The organism is Vibrio sp. B181a (genome assembly GCF_030248375.1).
Classification (GTDB): domain Bacteria; phylum Pseudomonadota; class Gammaproteobacteria; order Enterobacterales; family Vibrionaceae; genus Vibrio; species Vibrio campbellii.
In genome coordinates this window covers 87,887-107,334 of sequence record NZ_JAHGAD010000047.1, presented here as the reverse complement: position 1 = coordinate 107,334, position 19,448 = coordinate 87,887, and the positions used below count along the sequence as shown (strand labels likewise).

Below are 19,448 nucleotides of genomic sequence, written 5' to 3'. Positions count from 1 at the left end.
TCCTCATTAAGCGATTATGAGGTGGATGAAGGTGTTTTAGTACAAGAGTAACTTTGTGCTGTAAAACTTAACAAAGCATTTAAGAGTGATTCGCAACGCGTGGCATTTTTACCATGCGTTGTCTTTAGTGTTTAAGGTAGTATGCGGCGGCTTCGGTATTGAGTTGCTCACACCTTAACAGGGCGTTATATAGCTAGGTAAGAAATGGAGTATAAATGCTTGGTTTAGTTCGATTTGTATCGGTTGCGAATGTAATAGCAGCCGTAATAGTTGTTGGTCTAGAGATGTCTACAGGCTTCTTTGGACTTAAGTTTGTATCGGACTATGCATTTTTCATCGTAATGCTTATATGGGGAACGACAGCCTTATTTTTCATGTATCCGCCTCTGGGGGGGATGGTGCAGTCTGACGACAAGGTTGATAGGATTACAGACTCAATGGTTGACCGTAGTGTTGTGGACGAAATCGATGATGAGCGGTTCTCAGAAAATACAGCCTTTTGTATCAAACTACTCATAGCTGGCGTGCCTGCATTCTTGGTTTGCGTCCTTGCGAGCATCGCTACATAACAAACTGTTTAAGAGTGATTCGTAACGCGTGGCATTTTCATCATGCGTTGGTTTTAGTGTTTAAGGCGGTATGCGGCGACTTCGGTATTGCGTTGCTCACCCCTTAACAGGGCGTTATGTACTTTGGAGGAAAAAGTGGAAATTTGCTCAAACGAGAAATGTGGGAAAGCATTTAAAGTTTTTGTCTCTGGCGCAGGCTTTGTTGGTGGTGAAGAGCTAGAAGATATCGACTGTCCTTACTGCAAACAAACAGTTCGTCGCGAAAGGACAAGCGGAACTTATCTTGAATCTAAGCTGGATGTGCATAAAGCTCTCAACGATTCGAGCTCAATCCAAGATTTTGCGGAGGTTTTGCGTGCAATGTATCAGGATGCTCCCCGCGGTGAGCTGGTGTTAATGATTCATCTGTTTGGTATTAAATTTGGTGAAATAATCCGAACAAAAAACATAAGTATCAGTAAATTAGTCAACGAAGCTAGAATGAGCACAAACTATGTAACTGAGCTAAATAAAGGCATTGGTTTGGCTAAATATGTGCAACTAAAAGAACGTACATAACAAGAGACTATGGTTTCAAGATACTTTTTCATACCTGATCTTGATGCAACTAAGTCATTTAAGCTAACAAGGTTTTGTCCAAAAGCTTCTCAGGCTGAATTTTTATCCGTGGCACTTTTTAGCTCGAAAGTGCCCCATTATGAGTTAGATGGCTCCTCTACAGAATCTGCATCTAACAACTGTTGCTCCAAGATGATTTTTATTTTTGAAAGCTCAGCGTATCCTAAATCACCACAAAGTCCATCCATCTCTGTTTTTACTAGATACAATAATGTGCGCAATTGCTCATCTGTCAGTTTCAGTTCCACTTTTCAATCCTCATTGTCGTGTTCCCCACTAATTTAGCAGTTTCAATCTTGGGTAACAAAAATGTTCAAAGGAGTGCTGATGGGGTGTGTAGCACGAAATTGCTCCATTCCAAGTTAACGTTAATACTTAGTACAGCTCACGATACTGAGTTTTGACATACACAAACTAATGGAGAACCCAAAGGCTCATTAGGTGGTTCATTGCCCAGCAAGTAAAAATTGAATCTGACTAATGTAATGCGAGATATCGTTCGTATATGTGAATGATAACTTATTAAAACTAAACAAGTTTACGAAGTTTCTGTAAGATAGAAGCTAGAATATACTTTATAGAGATACCACGTATCTCAAAGGTTAAGTTTGAAAGAAAGCGGAATGTATTGTGGATGATAAAGAAATTATAAAATTAATTAAAAATAAAAGATTTTCAAAATTATCATTTTTAGAGGATAAAGATCTACTTAAAAAGAATGAATACTATTATGGTTTTCTCTATTTTACGTTAGATGCTAGAGAGGAATCTAACGAAGAACTATTTAGTGAAATTGTGCAGATCAATGGTAGTCTATCGAGCGCTTACGAATATCTTGGGACTGTAGCATCAAAGCTTTTTGATGGATTTGATGAGAGTTATATAGCAGCTTCTTTCTTTAGATTGTCCATTACGCACGACAAAGATAACACAAATGCTTGGTGGAAATTGTTTTGGGCAGAAAGGAATCCTAAGTATTTACTCGGATCGTTAAAAATTGATTATAATAATGAGAGTTTTGAAGACATCAGTAATAAAATTGGTCGTGCTGGAAATATTAACTATAACAATGTTGAATTTACAGAAAACGAATGGGAATTATTTTTTGAAATCCTTACAGATGATAGACTGAAAAGGACTGGGTCAATTACTGCATTTTTGATTGTCGTATATTATCATTTAAATCGTTATGAAGATGGAACAAAACTGATAAAAGAACTCGACAAGGTTGATGTCGATATTATTAAAAAATATAGAGATTTAGGTAAGATTGAGAATGAACTTGCAATATCTAAAGTTTGCGAGTTTCAGCTTGATAAACTGATAAGTAAAGATTATGAAAGAATATATGAGGAATACATAAAGAGAAACACGAACGATAAACGACGTATAACGAAGTTAGGGCTTATTTCAAAAGCATTTGAAGCAAAAAGATATAATGATGTAATAGGGATATACCGAGAAGAATGGGAAGATGATAAGTTTTCACAACATGATGTCGGTCTAAGGTTATATTACTTAATTTCTCAATTATGTCTAAATGAACCTCTGGATGAAAAGGTTTATGATTTTGTGCTCAAAAAGACAAGTAGCGACATATTATTCAAATTGTTCGAATGTAAACGAATTATTTGTCATTTAAGAAATAGATTAAAAAACAATGATGAAATTGATATTCCTTTAGCGGTATGGAGTGACTACCAAAAGGTTGAAAAGATACTTGAAGAGCCAGATGTAATTAATCATCAAATGTATATTGAAATTTATGACGAGTTAACTGCCCTAGAAGAGGAATGGGATAAAAGTTATTTTAAAAGCAAGTTGATTTCTATACAATCAGAACTTGAAAGCAAAGAATTTTCTTACGAAAATTTTGAAAGTTTTTGTCATTATGGTATTGAAAATGGTCATTATGTCGAAGTTTTTGATAGAGTGAGCGATTTTCATAATGATAATATACCTACCATCACTACCCAAAATGTGTTGGGTGTTTGTTGTGAAAGAAGAGGAATGTATCAAGAAGCATTTGAACATTACCAGAAAGCAATAAAAATCATGGAAGATCATAATGACTTTAGTTATGTCATTATATCGAACTATTTAAGTGCATCCAAACTATCAGGCAATAAGTTGTCAAAAACTGTTTATGACCATTGGCGTGATATGCTTAATATATTGCTTGTTAATTCATTTCAGTGGGATAGATTTCAGTGTTCTGAAAAAGGAAGTCTCTATAAATATTCACCATTCAACTTGAATACGTTAGATTCACTTATTAACCAGTATTTTTATCTACCTCAGAAGACCCAATTAAATGACCCAATTGAAATGCCAGCTATTTCGAAAATCGGTTCAGAGCATTTAATAGATTCAGATTATAGGATATGTTCTTTTTCAAAGAACCCAAACTCCATGCTGATGTGGTCTCACTATACTGAAAATCATCAAGGTATCATGGTAGAGTATCAGTTCGGATCTGGTATTCCAAATGCTTGTGGCATTGGTAGAGTGAAGTATACGAATGGCGAAAAACGTAAGATAGAGCAAGATAAGTTCATATTTAACCAATACTTACTTACTAAGAATAAGGAATGGTCATACGAGGAAGAAGTAAGGTTAATGTCATATAAGCTTGATAAGGTCTATTATTCAAGCTATGAGTATCCAAACCCAGATAGAAGTAAGCTCAACGTTAGAATTGCCAGTATTACGTTAGGCTGTAATTTCCCGTCTTCAAAATTACAATTAATAACAAATCTAGTAACAAGTATGAATGAGAAGAGGAAAGAATATGAACCCAAAATCAAACTGAAACGAGTTCGGATATCAGAAAACAACATGTTTGGTCTTGAGTACGTTCCAATTGAAATTTAAGTGATACTTTACAAGCATGTAAAGGGTTCAGACCTTGCCTTTGGATAGCTAAGTTTTGACTATCTCATCTAATCCTATCTTGACGAGCTAGCATAAAGAGTCTAGCTCGTTTCTGTCCAAAAGCTTCTCAGGCTGAATTTTTATCCGTGGCACTTTTTAGCTCGAAAGTGCCCCTTTATGGCTTAGGGCAGATACTCACACACATTCTGTTAATGTGCGTTTGTCCTACAAAAAGTTATTTAAACTCAGCACACTAAGGAATTATGCATTCACTGTGCACTCTAACTTTTTAACTCACTCATTAGGTTATTGATTTTCAGTTGAAGAGTTAAACGATAGACCGCATTATATCTACGTAAAGAGCGCCTTATAGATAGCGTTAGCACCCGGAGGAGAAAATAATCATGGAAGAAATTAGGCTTGTTCCTATAGGAAAAGTTGAATCAACCAGAAGTGAGATGATTGACGATAACTGGGATAAAGAAAACGCCTCTATAGCTATTGATGCTGCGTTCGGGGCGGAAGCTCTTATCGGACTTTCTGATTTTTCTCATGTTGAAGTGACTTTTTATTTCAACAAAGTTGATAAGTCAAAGATTATAACGGGTGCAAGGCATCCAAGAAATAACACTGATTGGCCGAAAGTTGGTATTTTTGCCCAAAGAGGTAAAAACCGACCGAACCGTTTAGGTTCTACAATTTGTGAAGTGATTTCTGTTTGTGGGAATGTGCTACATGTTAGAGGATTGGATGCTATAGACGGTACGCCAGTGGTAGACATTAAGCCAGTAATGGGTGAATTCTTACCAAGAACAACCGTCGAGCAGCCCGAGTGGTCAAAAGAAATTATGTCAAATTACTGGTAGTCAGAGTGCTAGCAAATTGTTCAAGAGTGATTCGTAACGCGCGGCATTTTTACTATGCGTTGGTTATGGTGTTTAAGTTGGTATGCGGGATCTTCAGCATTGCGTTGCTCACCTCTTAAGCGGGGCGTTAGCAGCCAAAAGTAATCAGGAACTATAGATGGAATTAAAGTATCGTTCAGCTGATTTTGACGATTTGGAAAGTCTTGTTGCTTTGCTTTCAAATGATCCGCTTGGTAGTAAAAGAGAGGACGCGTCTGTTCCGCTGAATAGTGCGTACATTGAAGCGTTTGAAGCGATTACACGAGATCCAAACAACGAATTACTGGTTGTTGAACTGGAAAACTCTCTAGTCGGGATGCTTCAAATTACTTTTATTCCCTACCTGACACATATTGGTGGTTGGCGTTGTCTTATCGAAGGTGTTCGAATCCATAGTGACTACCGTGGACAAGGCTTCGGTGAGCAAATGTTCGCACATGCTATCAAACTGGCAAAAAGCAAAGGCTGTACAATCATTCAGTTAACAAGTGACAAGCAGCGTCCTGATGCAATCAGGTTCTATGAAAAACTTGGATTCAAAGCAACACATGAAGGGTTTAAACTCGCGTTATAGGCTGTCTACTAACAATCTGTTTAAGATTGATTCGCAACGTGTAGTATTTTCACTATGCGTACTGCTGATCTGATCAAGTGATGCTGGACAATCACATAACGAATTTATCGATACTTTTACTAATTCAAGCTTTGTTAAAGTAGCAATCTTGCTAAAACGGAATTGTCCATAAACACGTTTTAAAAGTCTTGCTCCAAAACAAAAAGGCGAACCAATTGGTTCGCCTTTGTCTATTTAGATTCTACAAAAATTAATCTTCGTAGTTATCGATGCTTGGGCACGAGCAGATTAGGTTACGGTCGCCGTATACGTTATCTACGCGGTTTACTGTTGGCCAGTACTTCCAAGATTTGGTTGCTTTTGAAGGGAAGCAGCCAAGTTCACGAGAGTAAGGGCGATCCCATTCTTCTTTCGCTAGGTCAACTTGAGTGTGTGGCGCATTAACAAGCGGGTTGTTATCTAGCGGCCATTCACCGTTCTTAACCTTTGTCATCTCTTCACGGATTGCGATCATCGCATCACAGAAACGGTCTAGTTCTTCTAGGTCTTCCGATTCTGTTGGCTCAACCATTAGCGTGCCTGCTACAGGGAACGACATGGTTGGAGCGTGGAAACCGTAGTCCATTAGACGCTTCGCGATGTCTTCTTCGCTGATGCCTGTTTCTTCTTTTAGTGGACGAATGTCGATAATACATTCGTGCGCTACACGGCCGTTTGAGCCACGGTAAAGAACAGGGTAGTGAGGGCGCAATTGCTCCATCACGTAGTTTGCGTTCAGAATCGCTACTTTCGTTGCGTCTGTTAGGCCAGCTTCGCCCATCATTGCGATGTAAGCCCAAGAGATAGGCAGGATAGATGCACTACCCATATCCGCTGCGGATACTGCGAAGTTTTCGCCGTCTGCACCGTTTTCAATGTGACCCGGTAGGAAAGGTGCTAGGTGCGATTTCACACCGATAGGACCCATACCCGGACCGCCGCCACCGTGTGGGATACAGAAGGTTTTGTGTAGGTTTAGGTGAGAAACGTCAGAGCCGATGAAGCCCGGCGTTGTTAGACCAACCTGTGCGTTCATGTTTGCGCCGTCTAGGTAAACCTGACCGCCCGCGGCATGAACCATTTCACACACTTCTTTCACTTGCTCTTCGTATACGCCGTGCGTAGAAGGGTAAGTGATCATGATGCTTGATAGGTTGTCTTTGTGTTTCTCGATTTTCGCTGCTAGGTCAGTGACGTCGATGTTGCCTTCTTCATCACACTTAACCACAACCACTTTCATTGACACCATAGACGCTGTCGCAGGGTTAGTACCGTGCGCAGAGCTTGGGATCAAACATACGTTGCGGTGACCTTCGCCACGGCTTTCGTGGTAACGTTGAATCGCGATAAGACCTGCGTACTCACCCGATGCACCAGAGTTTGGTTGTAGTGAGAATGCGTCGTAGCCTGTGATTTCACATAGCTTTTCTTTCAGATCTTTTGCTAGTGCTGCGTAACCGGCTGCCTGTTCTGCTGGTGCGAACGGGTGGATCGAACCAAACTCAGGCCAAGTTACTGGGATCATCTCTGCCGCTGCGTTCAGCTTCATCGTACAGCTGCCCAGTGGGATCATGCCGTGCGTTAGCGAGAAGTCTTTGTTCTCTAGCTGTTTTAGGTAACGCATCATCTGTGTTTCGCTGTGGTGCGTGTTAAACACAGGGTGCGTTAGGTATTCTGTTGTGCGGCGCAGTGCTTCTGGAATCGCTGCAAACTCGTTGCCTGCGATTTCCGTTGATAGTGCTGCGACTTCTTCTTTCACACCGAATACTGCGAATAGGGCTTCTACGTCTGCCACGGTTGTGGTTTCGTCGAAGCTCACACCTAGCTGAGTACCCAACTTACGTAGGTTGATGTCTGCTGCTAGTGCTTTCGCGTATAGGTCTTCAGTTTGTGCACCAGTATTGATGGTGATGGTATCGAAGAAGCTGTTGTGAGCAAGCTCGAAGCCGCCTTTGGTTAGGCCAGCAGCTAGGATAGCGGTCATGTGGTGCGTACGACGAGCGATCGTGCGTAGACCTTCTGCGCCGTGGTAAACCGCGTAGAAAGACGCCATGTTCGCCAGTAGGGCTTGAGCGGTACAGATGTTTGATGTCGCTTTTTCACGACGGATGTGCTGCTCACGTGTTTGCATTGCCATGCGCAGTGCTTGGTTGCCGTTGGTATCGATAGAAACACCGATAACACGACCTGGCATTGTACGCTTGTGCTTGTCACGTGTTGCCATGAAGGCTGCGTGTGGACCGCCGTAGCCCATAGGTACGCCGAAACGTTGTGCTGAACCGATTGCTACGTCTGCACCCATTTCACCCGCAGGTTTTAGTAGGGCAGAAGCCAATAGGTCAGTTGCTACGGTTACTAGCGTTTTGTTCGCCTGCGCTTTTGCGATGATGTCCGTTAGGTCACGAACTTCACCTGTTGTGCCTGGGTATTGAACTAGCGCGCCGAATACGTCTTGCTCTGGTAGTGATTCTAAAGAACCAACTAGGACTTCAAAGCCGATGAATTTCGCACGAGTTTTTACTACTTCGATGGTTTGTGGGTGAACGTCGTCAGCAACGAAGAATACGTTACTCTTGCTCTTACCCGCACGCTTACAAAGTGTCATCGCTTCTGCGGCTGCCGTTGCTTCATCAAGCAATGACGCGTTTGCGATTTCCATACCAGTAAGATCCATCACCATTTGTTGGTAGTTTAGAAGCGATTCCAAACGACCTTGTGAGATCTCTGGTTGGTAAGGGGTGTAAGCGGTGTACCAGCCCGGGTTTTCCATCACGTTACGTAGGATTACGTTCGGCGTGAAGGTGTTGTAGTAACCCTGACCGATGAATGTACGTTTGATTTGGTTTTGATCAGCGAATTTACGCATCGCTGCCAGCATGTCTGCTTCGCTTTTTGCTTCTGCCAAGCTCATTGGCTGCTCTAGGCGAATTTGTGCTGGTACGGTTTCGTCGATAAGCGAATCTAGGCTTACTGCATTGATCGCTTCCAACATTTTCTGTTGGTCAGATTTGTTTGGTCCGTTGTGGCGAGCAACGAACTCGTTTTGTGTGCTGAGGCTTTGAAGTAATTCAGTCATTGTCCTTTACCTACTCCTTGGTTCGGGTAACGGATTTACGCTACTGATAATCTAAATTATACGTCCGAACCTAGAAAAAAAGCTGTCCACTAATCGTTATGCTAGGGGACAGCTTTCGTCTCATCCTAATTACTCTTCTTCGATAGAGCTTAGGTATTCTTCCGCATCTTTTAAGTCATCCAACTCAGATGGGTCTGAAAGCTTCACTTTCACAATCCAACCACCTTCGTATGGTTCTTCGTTGATTAGCTCTGGGCTGTCTTCTAGTTCTTCGTTGATTTCAACTACTTCGCCAGTGATTGGTGAGTAGATGTCTGAAGCCGCTTTTACAGACTCCACCAAAGAAAAGCTTTCGCCTGCTTCGACTTCATCTTCCACGTCTGGTAGGTCAACGAATACCACGTCACCTAGCATCTCTTGAGCGTGCTCAGAAATACCGATAGTTGCTGTGCCGTCACCGTTGTCACGTACCCACTCGTGGCTATCTGTAAACTTCAGTGTTTTGTCCATTGCTTAATCTCCAAATAACTTGTCAGGATTTATTCTGATATAAAAAATCGTTTACTGGTAAAGAGGGAAGCGACTGCAAAGCTCTTTCACTTGCTTGCGTACGCGTTTTTCTACTTCTGCGTCACCTTCTGGGTTGCTAACCAAACCATCCAGTACGTCACCAATCCAATTACCAATGAGTTTGAATTCTTCAGCGCCAAAGCCGCGGCTTGTACCCGCAGGCGTACCTAAACGGATGCCCGATGTAATCATAGGCTTCTCTGTGTCGAATGGGATGCCATTTTTGTTACATGTGATGCCTGCACGCTCTAGTGCTTCTTCTGCTTTGTTACCTTTCAAACCTTTAGGGCGAAGGTCAACCAGCATTAGGTGCGTGTCAGTACCACCAGTTACGATGTCGCAACCGCGAGTTTGCAATACTTCTGCCATGACTTTTGCGTTGTTGATCACTGAATCAATATAAGTTTTGAATTCAGGACCTAGGGCTTCACCGAATGCCACTGCTTTAGAAGCAATCACGTGCATCAGTGGGCCGCCTTGTAAACCTGGGAATACCGCAGAGTTGATTTTCTTAATGATGTCTTCGTGGTTAGTCAGGATCATACCGCCACGTGGGCCACGCAATGTTTTGTGTGTTGTCGTAGTAACAACGTGAGCGTGAGGAAGCGGGCTAGGGTGCGCGCCTGTTGCGATAAGACCAGCGATGTGCGCCATGTCGACCATAAGAATCGCGTTTACTTCGTCTGCGATTTCACGGAATTTTGCGAAGTCGATAGTACGTGGAATTGCACTACCACCTGCGATGATCATTTTAGGTTGGTGCTCAAGTGCTAGCTCACGAACGTCGTCGTAGTTGATTTCTAGTGTTTCGCGGTCAACGCCGTATTGCACTGCGTTAAACCATTTACCAGAAAGCGCTGGGCGAGCACCGTGCGTTAAGTGGCCACCTGCGTCTAGAGACATACCAAGAATGGTGTCGCCAGGTTGAAGCAGTGCCAGTTTTACTGCGCCATTTGCTTGTGCGCCTGAGTGTGGTTGAACGTTTGCGTATTCACAATTGAAAAGTTTTTTCGCGCGTTCGATAGCAATGGCTTCCACTGTATCTACGTGCTCACAACCACCATAGTAACGGCGACCTGGGTAACCTTCAGCGTATTTGTTTGTTAGGCATGTGCCTTGAGCTTGCATTACCGCTTTAGAAACGATGTTCTCAGAAGCGATAAGTTCGATTTGTTCGTTTTGGCGAGCGAATTCTGCCTGAATTCCAGCAAAGACAGCGTCATCTGTCGCAGAGAGGTTGGTAGAGAAAAAGTTTTCCAAGCTGTGGTTAGGGTAACTCTTGTTCATGGTAGTTGACCTTCCAAATCTGAAAATGAACCCGCAGTAGAAATAGTTGTTTGATTGCGATGGTGGCTCATTTGTCCTCAAAACAGCTGAACTGCATAGCAGAACAGAGTGACTTTCGGCCCGAATAAGTGGGCAAAACTCCGTCGGATTGTGGTTTTCCTTCTCCAATCTCTTACGGAAATGTGCATCTCTACATCTAACAAGTTGGTAACATAGCGCCTGCGGCACGAACAATCAACCAAAAATTTCCTATAGGAAACGAGATTTCTGGTTTTGTTAACAAGAGCACGCTTTAATTAACTCGGTGGACTTTTATCCACTATAGGCTTCATGCACAATGCTAATAGAAAGGAATAAGGGAGTTTTAAAGAGGGATTTATGGCAGAAAGTATTTACGATGAATACCCGTCAATGACGTTGGCGAAAGAGCAGCAAGACCAAAATATTGAACCGCTTAAGCTCGGTCAACGCATCAAAGATATCCGCTCCAAACTCGGCATTACGTTAGAAGAGGCAAGCCAACGTACTGGCCTGGCGCGTTCTACGCTAAGTAAGATAGAGAACGAACAGATTTCTCCGACGTTCCAAGCCATGCAAAAATTAGCGCACGGCTTGCAAATCGATATGCCGCAACTGTTTGAACCACCAAGAAAAAAGGTGGCGACAGGGCGTAGAGATGTGACCAAGAAGAAAGAGGGTAAACCACACCCAACCCAAACCTACGAGCATGAGCTCCTGGCGACTCAACTTTCCAATAAGAAAATGATGCCTTTTAAAAGCCAAATCCGTGCCCGCAGTTTTGATGAATACAAAGACTGGGTTCGTCATGATGGCGAAGAGTTTTTGCTTATCTTGTCCGGTGAAGTGATGTTTTATTCTGAGTTCTATGAGCCTGTTGTATTAAGCGAAGGCGACAGTGTGTATTACGATGCGAACATGGGTCATATGTTGACCAGTGTGAGTGAGGAAGACGCGCACATTTTGTGGGTCACAGCCAAATAGTGATAAATAGTTGTAAATTTCCTATAGTGAAGGCAAACGATTGCTATTGGTTTTGAATGCGTTATGATGGCGCTCTGTTGATGATATCTCACTCAACAGAGCGCCTTTTTTGTGCGTTTTGTTGTGATTAAAATGTTAAAAGTCACACTTTTGAAAGTCGAGGGATGTCTTGTTCGTGCAAAATTGAATCAAGCGTGTTTATTATTGGAAACATTATTCGATGCGAATGCCGACAGCATTCTCGGGTCTATCTAAATGGAGACGAAAATGACTCAAGAACTTCTGAAAACACCACTGCATGCACTTCATGTTGAAGTAGGCGCAAAGATGGTCCCGTTCGCGGGTTACGACATGCCAGTTCAATACCCACTAGGCGTAAAGAAAGAACACTTACACACTCGTGATGCAGCAGGTCTGTTCGATGTTTCTCACATGGGTCAACTTCGTTTGATTGGTGACGGTGCAGCAGCATTCCTAGAAACTTTGGTTCCAGTGGACATTGTTGACCTAGGTGCAGGTAAACAGCGTTACGCGTTCTTCACTAACGAGCAGGGCGGCATCATGGACGACTTGATGGTGGCTAACCTTGGCGATCATCTGTTTGTTGTAGTAAACGCAGCATGTAAAGAACAAGACATTGCGCATCTTCAAGCGCATCTTCCTTCTGGCATTGAGCTAGAAATCATCGATGATCGCGCACTGCTTGCGATTCAAGGCCCTAAAGCGGCAGAGGTACTAGCACGCTTTGCTCCTGAAGTAGCAGAGATGCTGTTTATGGACGTTCGTAAAGTTGAACTACTCGGCGTTGAGTGCATTGTTTCTCGTAGTGGTTACACGGGCGAAGATGGTTACGAAATCTCGGTACCGGCTGACAAAGCAGAAGAGCTTGCTCGTAAGCTAACTGGCGAAGAAGAAGTTGAGTGGATCGGCCTTGGCGCACGTGACTCACTGCGTCTAGAGTGTGGTCTGTGTCTATACGGTCATGACCTAGACACAACAACAACGCCTGTTGAAGCAAGCCTACTATGGGGTATTCAAAAAGTACGTCGCGCTGATGGCGAGCGTGCTGGTGGTTTCCCAGGTGCAGACATCATTCTTAAGCAAATCGAAACAAAAGATGTTGCTCGTAAGCGTATTGGCTTAGTCGGTCAAACCAAAGCACCAGTGCGTGAAGGCGCGGAGCTATACGATGCAGAAGGCAACAAGATCGGTGTGGTAACCAGTGGTACAGCAGGCCCTAACGCAGGTAAGCCAGTATCAATGGGTTATGTACGCGCAGACCTTGCGGCGATCGGTACAGAGTTGTTCGCAGAAGTACGTGGCAAAATGCTACCAATGACGGTAGAAAAAATGCCTTTCGTACCACAACGCTACTACCGCGGATAATTAGCTTATTGATTGAGTGAGCTAATTAAAGATCGTCATTCAGCGAGACTAGGAATCTACCTCCCACGCGCTGCATAACTACAGTGCTGCGTTTAGGAATAAGTAACGATGGAGTAGGTTCCTTTCGTTTCCTCGCTCAAGCGACAAGTACAAACAAAAATGCCGAGCTCAGTGCTCGGCATTTTTTATGTTTGTTGAACAGGCGCCTGTTAAGCGGTCAGCTCTTCAATCGGACAGCACATCTTAATCACGATTTCACTCAAATGCTCTGGGTGAATCATGTCTTCTTTGCTGATGCCAAATTGGTTCGCCATGATGGTGTTGAACAGCTCCCAATGGTTGATCAGTAGCTTATCTCGGTTTTCTGCCATCGCTGGCCATGTTTTTTGCATCATCGGCGTTAGGCTCACTGCGCCATGAGCGAACAGCAGCATTTGCCATTTTGATTCCCATTGATCGGTCGGTGTCTCAGGGAACTCACGATTATATTCTGAGAATAGCTGAGTGAAGATCGCCGCGAATTCATCTTCCGAACGTAAGAAGTATTGCAGTAGGGCGTCGTCGTCTTGGCGAATCGCATCCGCAATCATTTGGATTGGGTGCGGGCTCATGAGTGCAAATGCCAGCATTCTTACCATGAACAAGTAGATTTTTTGATTAGACGGGGTGTTTTCTGGCATTTCGTTGACCAGTTGCGCCATGTAGCTTTGCATGAAGTCATCCATGCCGTCGCTCACTGCTTGCCAGATCTTCTCTTTACTGCCGAAGTGGTGGCGAATCAAACTATGGGAGACACCAGCCTTTTCACTGATGTTGCGAAGCGAAACTCGTTCGTACCCTAACTCACAGAACATATCTGCCGCGACTCTAAGAATCAGGCACTTAGTTTGCTCAGCGGCTTCGGCACTTCTACGGCCTTGCTTTCTTTCTGTCATAGTTCGAATTTTCCCGAATATTAATCAACGCGCCTATTTTTACCAGAAACCGGACACTTTGACTAATTATTTTATTATCCACATGGAAAATATGTTGATCATTTTTTTGCGATCAATATACTGCACGACTGTGTAATAAATATAAAGTCGATGGAGAAAGCCAGTGCGAAAACAATACTTAAAGCGCACATTTGTCGGAGCAGCGGTGGCATTGAGCCTCGCCACGATGCTGACAGGGTGTAACAAAGCTGTATCAGAGCCGTCCGAACCATTAATCAAACCAGTAAAATTGCTTGCTGTTAATGCTCTAACGGTTGCCGATTCCGATGCATTCCTTGCACGAATAGATGCAACCTACAGAGCGCAACTTTCGTTTCAGGTTGGTGGCGAAATTGAGAAGTTGATCGTGCGAATGGGTGAAGAGGTGAAGCAGGGCGATGTACTTGCAACGCTAGACCCAAAAGATTTGCAGCTGGCGCTTGATGCATCACAAGCGCAGTACGCATTAGCAAAAACCCAATGGGAACGCTCAAAAAGTTTGTACAACAAGAAGCTGATTAGTACAGACAGTTACGACCAACAAGAAACGCGATACAAAGCGGCACTGGCAAACTTAGAGCAAGCGAAAACCGATTTGAGCTACACAGAGATCCATGCGCCGTTTGATGGTGTGGTGTCTTATACCTACGTGAAGCCATACCAAGTGGTTGCTGCTAAGCAAGAAATCCTAAACCTAATCGACAACACTACTTTGGATGTGTCGTTTACTTTGCCTGTGACTTACGCCGAAGCAGTGTCATTGAACTCACTTAAAGACGCAGAGATGTGGGTGACGATGGACAGCGAACCAAACAACCGCATCCAAGGCAAATTCAAGGAAATCTCAACCCAACCTAATGCTGATACCAACAGCTATGAAGCGATCGTGACGATTACGCGTCCTTCTGATCGTAACTTGCTAACGGGCATGACAGGGCAAGTACACATTCCGAAGCAAAACGTATCAGACGCGATGATGCTACCAAATGCGGCTTGGGTGTCGAAAGACGCCGCTCATGGTGAGGTTTGGGTAATGGACAGCGATACGCAGCAAGTGAATAAAGTGACCTTGTCACTAAATGCTAATGGCGCTGTGGAGTCTGGTTTAGATAACAACGACTACGTGGTTATCGCAGGTGTTGAACGCCTAGTGGAAGGCCAAGTGGTGAAAGCTTGGGTTCGTGAGGAAGGTATCTAATGAAACGTTCATTATTCACAGTATCGGCTATCGCACTGGCGGTACTCACTGGTTGTAACAGTACAGACGAAGTGATCGCAGAGCAGCCTTTGTATGTCTCGACAGTATCAGTCGATGTTCCCGTAAAAAGCCAATACCGCACATTTAAAGGTCAGGTTGTGCCTGCCGAGCAAACGCCAATTGCATTCCGTCGCGCAGGCGAAGTTCAGCATGTGTTAGTCAAAGCGGGTGACACGGTGAAACAAGGCCAGATGATCGCCAAGCTAGACGACAGCAAAGAGAAGCAAGCGGTCAACGACGCAGAAGCACAATACACGCTTGCGATTCGTCAGCTTAAACGTGGTGAAGAGCTGCATAACCGCCAAATGATTTCAAAAGCGGAGCTGGATGAACTAACAGCAAACAAAGAACTGGCGGAAGCAAACTTCTACAACGCGACAAACCAATTGAACTACACACGTTTGTTCGCACCGTTTGCGGGCAAGGTTTCGGATGTATTCAAAGAGCGATTTGAGCGTGTTGCGATTGGTGAGCCGGTTTTAAACCTTTATCAGAGCGACAAAGTGTACGTTCGTATCGAGTTGTCAGACAACGTACTTGCGATGGTGAATCCAAATACGCAAAGCATGAGCTACCAGCCTCAAGCCACGTTCTCGGGTGACGCGAAATCTTATGCGTTGGATTATTTGGAGCACACCAGTGAGCCAAATGCTCAAACGCAAACTTACCAAATGTATCTAACTATGCCACAACCTGAGGAAGAGATTCTGCCGGGTACCAGCGTAAGCGTTGCAGTAGACATGGTAGCAGCAGGTATTACTTCCATTGATGGCTACAACATCCCAATGACTGCATTACAAGCGGGCAATCAAGATGGTGAGTTTTTTGTTTGGAAATTAAATGGTGACGCCGTCACTAAAGTGGAAGTAACCATCGACCAAGTTAATGGCGAAGGTGCAATTGTGTCATCAGGTGTTGCTCAAGGCGATGTATTAGTGAATTCCAGCTTACGTAAACTGCGCGAAGGTAAGCATGTGGATGTGGTGGAGAAACAACAATAATGAGCATTGCTGAATACTCAATTAAGAACAAAGTCATCAGCTGGCTGTTCATCGTTATTCTAGCGATCGGCGGTGTGACGTCGTTCCTAGAACTTGGTCGCTTGGAAGACCCGGCATTTACCATCAAAGATGCGATGGTGATTGCGACTTATCCTGGTGCGACTTCTAAAGAAGTAGAAGAAGAGCTGACGTATCCGCTTGAGAAAGAGATTCGTAAGCTGCCTTATATCGATAAGATTACGTCGACGTCCTCAAGTGGTATGTCACAGATTATGGTGAGCATGAAGATGGATTACGGTCCGGACGAATTGCCGCAAATCTGGGATGAAATGCGCCGTAAAATCAACGATCTGCAACCAACTTTGCCGCAAGGCGTTCAATCTCTGCAAATCATTGATGACTTTGGTGACGTGTACGGCGTAATGCTGATGCTAACGGGTGATGACTACGATTACGTAGAATTGAAACGTTACGCAGACCAACTCACGCGTGAACTCGAATTGATCGATGGCGTGGGTAAAGTTGATATCGCTGGCGACCAACAAGAGATGCTGTTTGTTGAGATTTCATTGGATCGCTTGGCGGCTTTAAACCTCGACATGAATGTAATTTCTGGCTTGCTGAACCAACAGAACAATGTGGTTTCTGCAGGTGAGGTAATGGTAAACGGCGAGAGCCTTATTATTCGCCCAAGCGGTACATTAAACACGGTTGAAGCACTAGAGAACCTGATTATTCATGGTCGCGATACGGGTAACCTGATTCGCTTGAAAGACGTGGCGACCATCAGCCGTGGCATTCAAGAAAAACCAGGCAATGTGCTGCTGTACAACGGCAAGAAAGCGATTAACATCGGTATTTCGTTTGCTTCTGGCGTAAACGTGGTAGAAGTCGGTCAACGTATTGAAGCTGAACTAGCAAGCCTTGAGACCATCAAGCCCGCTGGTATCGATATGAACTACTTCTACAACCAATCACAAGAAGTAGACGATTCTGTAAAAGCGTTTGTTATTAGCTTGGCAGAAGCGGTTGCTATCGTAATCATCGTACTGCTGTTCACCATGGGTCTACGCAGTGGTGTGATCATCGGTTTGGTTTTGTTGTTGACGGTATTCGGTACCTTCATCTTGATGAACTACAACAGCATTGAGCTGCACCGTATCTCACTTGGCGCGCTGATCATTGCACTTGGTATGCTGGTGGACAACGCCATCGTGGTGGTAGAGGGAATATTGGTGGGTCTTAAGAAAGGACGAACCAAAGTTCAAGCCGCTACAGACATTGTTAGACAAACACAGTGGCCGCTGCTTGGTGCAACAGTCATTGCTATTACCGCGTTTGCACCTATCGGTCTGTCACAAGATGCGACTGGTGAGTTCATGGGCTCGCTGTTCTGGGTTCTATGTTTCTCACTATTCTTGAGCTGGATTACGGCGATTACGCTAACGCCATTCCTAGCCGATCTTCTATTAAAAGAAGAAGACAAGAACGCAGATGCAGAAGATGAAGACCCATACAAAGGTTGGTTGTTCGTCGCGTTTGGTGCGTCTCTTAAACTGGCGCTTCGTTTCCGTTGGTTAACGGTAGCAGGCATGGTGGCGTTGTTAGTTGGTGCTGTGGTTGCGTTTGGGAGTGTGAAGCAACAGTTCTTCCCACCATCCAACACGCCAATGTTCTACGTTGATATGTGGATGCCAGAAGGCACAGACATTCGCGAGACCATCAAGAAAGCGGAAGAAGTAGAAAGTTACATTCGTACACAAGATGATGTCGATTTTGTTTCAGCGTCGATTGGTCAAGGTTTGCAGCGTTTCGCTCTGACTTACCAACCAGAGAAAAGCTACGAAGCGTACGCACAGTTCCAAGTTCGCACGACAGACCGCGAGAACATGTTTAAGCTGCTGCACAAGTTGGATGACAGCCTAGCGAAGTCGTTCGACAAGCCAACGTTCCAGTTCAAGTTGATGGAGTTTGGTCCGTCTCCAGCGTCTAAGATTGAAGCGCGTATTACTGGCCCGGATCCACAAGTGCTGCGTGACTTAGCTGTGCAAGTCGAAGACATTCTGCATACTGATCCGGGAGCTCGTAATATCCGTCATGACTGGCGTGAGCGCACTAAAGAGTTAGTGCCTGTATTTAATGAGTCTAAAGCGCGCCGCTTAGGTATCTCGAAAGAAGATCTTTCAAGCACACTACAAATGGCGTTTGGTGGCAGCACACTGGGCTTCCTTCGCGATGGTACGCACATTCTGCCTATCATGACGCGTTTGCCAGAAGCGGAACGTGTGGATTTTGAATCACTGCAGAACGTGAATATCTGGAGTCCATCGCTTCAAAGCTACATTCCAGTAGACCAAGTGATTGATGGAGTGAAACTGGATTGGGAAGAGCCGTTAATTCAGCGTCGTGACCGAAAGCGTACTCTAACGGTACTGGCTGACCACGATGTACTGAGTGACGATACAGCGGCAAGCTTGTTTGCTCGTGTTCAACCAAAAGTGATGGCACTGCATATTCCAGAAGGGTACGAAATCACTTGGGGTGGTGAGTACGAGTCATCGAAAGATGCACAAGAAGGTCTGTTTGGCTCACTGCCAATGGGTTACTTATTGATGTTCATCATTACGATGCTGCTGTTTAACTCACTGAAGAAGCCACTGGTTATTTGGTTCACCGTTCCGCTGTCTATCATCGGTGTGTCGTTTGGTTTGTTAACCACGAATATGCCATTCAGCTTTACCGCGTTCCTTGGTCTATTGAGCTTAAGCGGTATGATTCTGAAAAACGGTATCGTACTTCTAGACCAAATCAACCTTGAATTGGAGTCGGGCAAAGATCCTTACTTAGCGATTGTCGATAGTGCGATTAGCCGCGTTCGACCAGTAAGTATGGCGGCACTGACCACCATCCTCGGTATGATTCCATTGGTGTTTGATGCATTCTTCGGATCAATGGCGATTACGATTATGGCAGGCCTTGGTTTTGCTACAGTTTTGACTCTGATTGTTGTACCAGTCATGTTTGCAATTCTGTTTAAGATCAAACCAACCACTGCATAAGGGACTTCCTGACTTTTATTATTGTCAGATTCCTGCCTAGCCCTGGGGATTTTCCTCAGGGCTTTTTTGATCGGAGAGAATTAAGATGCGAGATATGAGATTCGAGAGGAAAGAGAGAGAAAGATAATGGAGGCGAGAGTGTAGAGTCGAGAAGAGAATGAAGGCGAAAAGCAGGGGTGGTGCTTTAGTGTACACCTCACTGATTTTTATGATTTTCTTACAAGCGATTGATAAATCTTGCGTATACTAAGAGCAC

At 44.1% G+C, this 19,448-nt stretch carries 15 protein-coding genes; 10 read left to right on the top strand and 5 right to left on the bottom strand.

Features of this window, described 5'->3' with window-relative positions; all coding sequences use genetic code 11:
- Window positions 1–215: 215 nt before the first annotated feature.
- Window positions 216–569: a hypothetical protein gene (locus tag KIO97_RS20895; RefSeq protein ID WP_285383847.1), complete on the top strand. Its 354-nt coding sequence runs from the start codon at window positions 216–218 to the stop codon at window positions 567–569.
- Window positions 570–704: 135 nt separating this feature from the next.
- Complete coding sequence (locus KIO97_RS20885; RefSeq protein ID WP_285383846.1) at window positions 705–1,127, top strand: hypothetical protein; 423 nt, start codon at window positions 705–707, stop codon at window positions 1,125–1,127.
- Window positions 1,128–1,264: 137 nt separating this feature from the next.
- On the opposite strand, the gene KIO97_RS20880 is transcribed toward KIO97_RS20885, so the two are convergent.
- Window positions 1,265–1,435, bottom strand: a complete 171-nt coding sequence (locus KIO97_RS20880; protein ID WP_285383845.1) for a hypothetical protein — start codon at window positions 1,433–1,435, stop codon at window positions 1,265–1,267.
- A 382-nt stretch (window positions 1,436–1,817) separates the two neighbouring features.
- Between KIO97_RS20880 and KIO97_RS27060 the strand changes: the two genes are divergently transcribed.
- From KIO97_RS27060 to KIO97_RS20860, 3 genes are all read left to right on the top strand, one after another.
- Window positions 1,818–4,061: a DUF2971 domain-containing protein gene (locus tag KIO97_RS27060; RefSeq protein WP_285383844.1), complete on the top strand. Its 2,244-nt coding sequence runs from the start codon at window positions 1,818–1,820 to the stop codon at window positions 4,059–4,061.
- Between the two features lie 404 nt (window positions 4,062–4,465).
- On the top strand, window positions 4,466–4,927 hold the full coding sequence (locus KIO97_RS20870) for an SAM-dependent methyltransferase (RefSeq protein ID WP_010649375.1): 462 nt from the start codon (window positions 4,466–4,468) through the stop codon (window positions 4,925–4,927).
- 157 nt (window positions 4,928–5,084) lie between these two features.
- Window positions 5,085–5,540 (top strand): GNAT family N-acetyltransferase, encoded by a 456-nt coding sequence (locus KIO97_RS20860; RefSeq protein WP_285383842.1) that lies wholly within the window; start codon window positions 5,085–5,087, stop codon window positions 5,538–5,540.
- A gap of 250 nt (window positions 5,541–5,790) precedes the next feature.
- Here KIO97_RS20860 and gcvP read toward each other — a convergent pair whose 3' ends face one another.
- The 3 genes from gcvP to KIO97_RS20845 form a co-directional block, all read right to left on the bottom strand.
- On the bottom strand, window positions 5,791–8,655 hold the full coding sequence (gcvP, locus tag KIO97_RS20855) for an aminomethyl-transferring glycine dehydrogenase (RefSeq protein ID WP_285383841.1): 2,865 nt from the start codon (window positions 8,653–8,655) through the stop codon (window positions 5,791–5,793).
- 129 nt (window positions 8,656–8,784) lie between these two features.
- The gene (gene gcvH / locus KIO97_RS20850; protein WP_005431364.1) at window positions 8,785–9,165 is read right to left on the bottom strand and encodes a glycine cleavage system protein GcvH; all 381 of its coding nucleotides are present in this window, start codon (window positions 9,163–9,165) and stop codon (window positions 8,785–8,787) included.
- A 51-nt stretch (window positions 9,166–9,216) separates the two neighbouring features.
- On the bottom strand, window positions 9,217–10,512 hold the full coding sequence (locus KIO97_RS20845) for a serine hydroxymethyltransferase (RefSeq protein ID WP_005431251.1): 1,296 nt from the start codon (window positions 10,510–10,512) through the stop codon (window positions 9,217–9,219).
- Window positions 10,513–10,890: 378 nt separating this feature from the next.
- Here KIO97_RS20845 and KIO97_RS20840 point away from each other — a divergent pair, with 378 nt between their 5' ends.
- Both KIO97_RS20840 and gcvT read left to right on the top strand, forming a co-directional pair.
- Entirely contained in the window at window positions 10,891–11,514 is a 624-nt protein-coding gene (locus tag KIO97_RS20840; protein WP_005431308.1) for a helix-turn-helix domain-containing protein, read from the top strand.
- Between the two features lie 267 nt (window positions 11,515–11,781).
- Complete coding sequence (gene gcvT / locus KIO97_RS20835) at window positions 11,782–12,900, top strand: glycine cleavage system aminomethyltransferase GcvT (RefSeq protein ID WP_038889273.1); 1,119 nt, start codon at window positions 11,782–11,784, stop codon at window positions 12,898–12,900.
- Window positions 12,901–13,109: 209 nt separating this feature from the next.
- Here the strand turns inward: gcvT and KIO97_RS20830 are convergent, their stop codons facing one another.
- A complete protein-coding gene (locus KIO97_RS20830) occupies window positions 13,110–13,835 on the bottom strand; it encodes a TetR/AcrR family transcriptional regulator (RefSeq protein ID WP_285383840.1) in 726 nt (241 codons plus the stop codon).
- Window positions 13,836–13,998: 163 nt separating this feature from the next.
- On the opposite strand from KIO97_RS20830, the gene KIO97_RS20825 reads away from it, so the two are divergent.
- The 3 genes from KIO97_RS20825 to KIO97_RS20815 are packed head-to-tail and all read left to right on the top strand — an operon-like array spanning window position 13,999 to window position 19,192.
- Window positions 13,999–15,072 (top strand): efflux RND transporter periplasmic adaptor subunit, encoded by a 1,074-nt coding sequence (locus KIO97_RS20825; protein WP_285383839.1) that lies wholly within the window; start codon window positions 13,999–14,001, stop codon window positions 15,070–15,072.
- On the top strand, window positions 15,072–16,133 hold the full coding sequence (locus tag KIO97_RS20820; RefSeq protein WP_285350233.1) for an efflux RND transporter periplasmic adaptor subunit: 1,062 nt from the start codon (window positions 15,072–15,074) through the stop codon (window positions 16,131–16,133). Before KIO97_RS20825 ends, KIO97_RS20820 begins: the two co-directional genes overlap by 1 nt.
- A complete protein-coding gene (locus KIO97_RS20815) occupies window positions 16,133–19,192 on the top strand; it encodes an efflux RND transporter permease subunit (RefSeq protein WP_285383838.1) in 3,060 nt (1,019 codons plus the stop codon). The genes KIO97_RS20820 and KIO97_RS20815 overlap by 1 nt, the downstream gene beginning before the upstream one ends.
- Window positions 19,193–19,448 lie beyond the last annotated feature (256 nt).

Excerpts from the sequence above, each read along its gene's own strand:
- KIO97_RS20895 (WP_285383847.1), top strand. The coding sequence starts at position 216 with ATGCTTGGTTTAGTTCGATTTGTATCGGTTGCGAATGTAATAGCAGCC.
- KIO97_RS20870 (WP_010649375.1), top strand. The coding sequence starts at position 4,466 with ATGGAAGAAATTAGGCTTGTTCCTATAGGAAAAGTTGAATCAACCAGA.
- KIO97_RS20860 (WP_285383842.1), top strand. The coding sequence starts at position 5,085 with ATGGAATTAAAGTATCGTTCAGCTGATTTTGACGATTTGGAAAGTCTT.
- gcvP (WP_285383841.1), bottom strand. The coding sequence starts at position 8,655 with ATGACTGAATTACTTCAAAGCCTCAGCACACAAAACGAGTTCGTTGCT.
- gcvH (WP_005431364.1), bottom strand. The coding sequence starts at position 9,165 with ATGGACAAAACACTGAAGTTTACAGATAGCCACGAGTGGGTACGTGAC.
- KIO97_RS20845 (WP_005431251.1), bottom strand. The coding sequence starts at position 10,512 with ATGAACAAGAGTTACCCTAACCACAGCTTGGAAAACTTTTTCTCTACC.
- KIO97_RS20840 (WP_005431308.1), top strand. The coding sequence starts at position 10,891 with ATGGCAGAAAGTATTTACGATGAATACCCGTCAATGACGTTGGCGAAA.
- gcvT (WP_038889273.1), top strand. The coding sequence starts at position 11,782 with ATGACTCAAGAACTTCTGAAAACACCACTGCATGCACTTCATGTTGAA.
- KIO97_RS20830 (WP_285383840.1), bottom strand. The coding sequence starts at position 13,835 with ATGACAGAAAGAAAGCAAGGCCGTAGAAGTGCCGAAGCCGCTGAGCAA.
- KIO97_RS20820 (WP_285350233.1), top strand. The coding sequence starts at position 15,072 with ATGAAACGTTCATTATTCACAGTATCGGCTATCGCACTGGCGGTACTC.
- KIO97_RS20815 (WP_285383838.1), top strand. The coding sequence starts at position 16,133 with ATGAGCATTGCTGAATACTCAATTAAGAACAAAGTCATCAGCTGGCTG.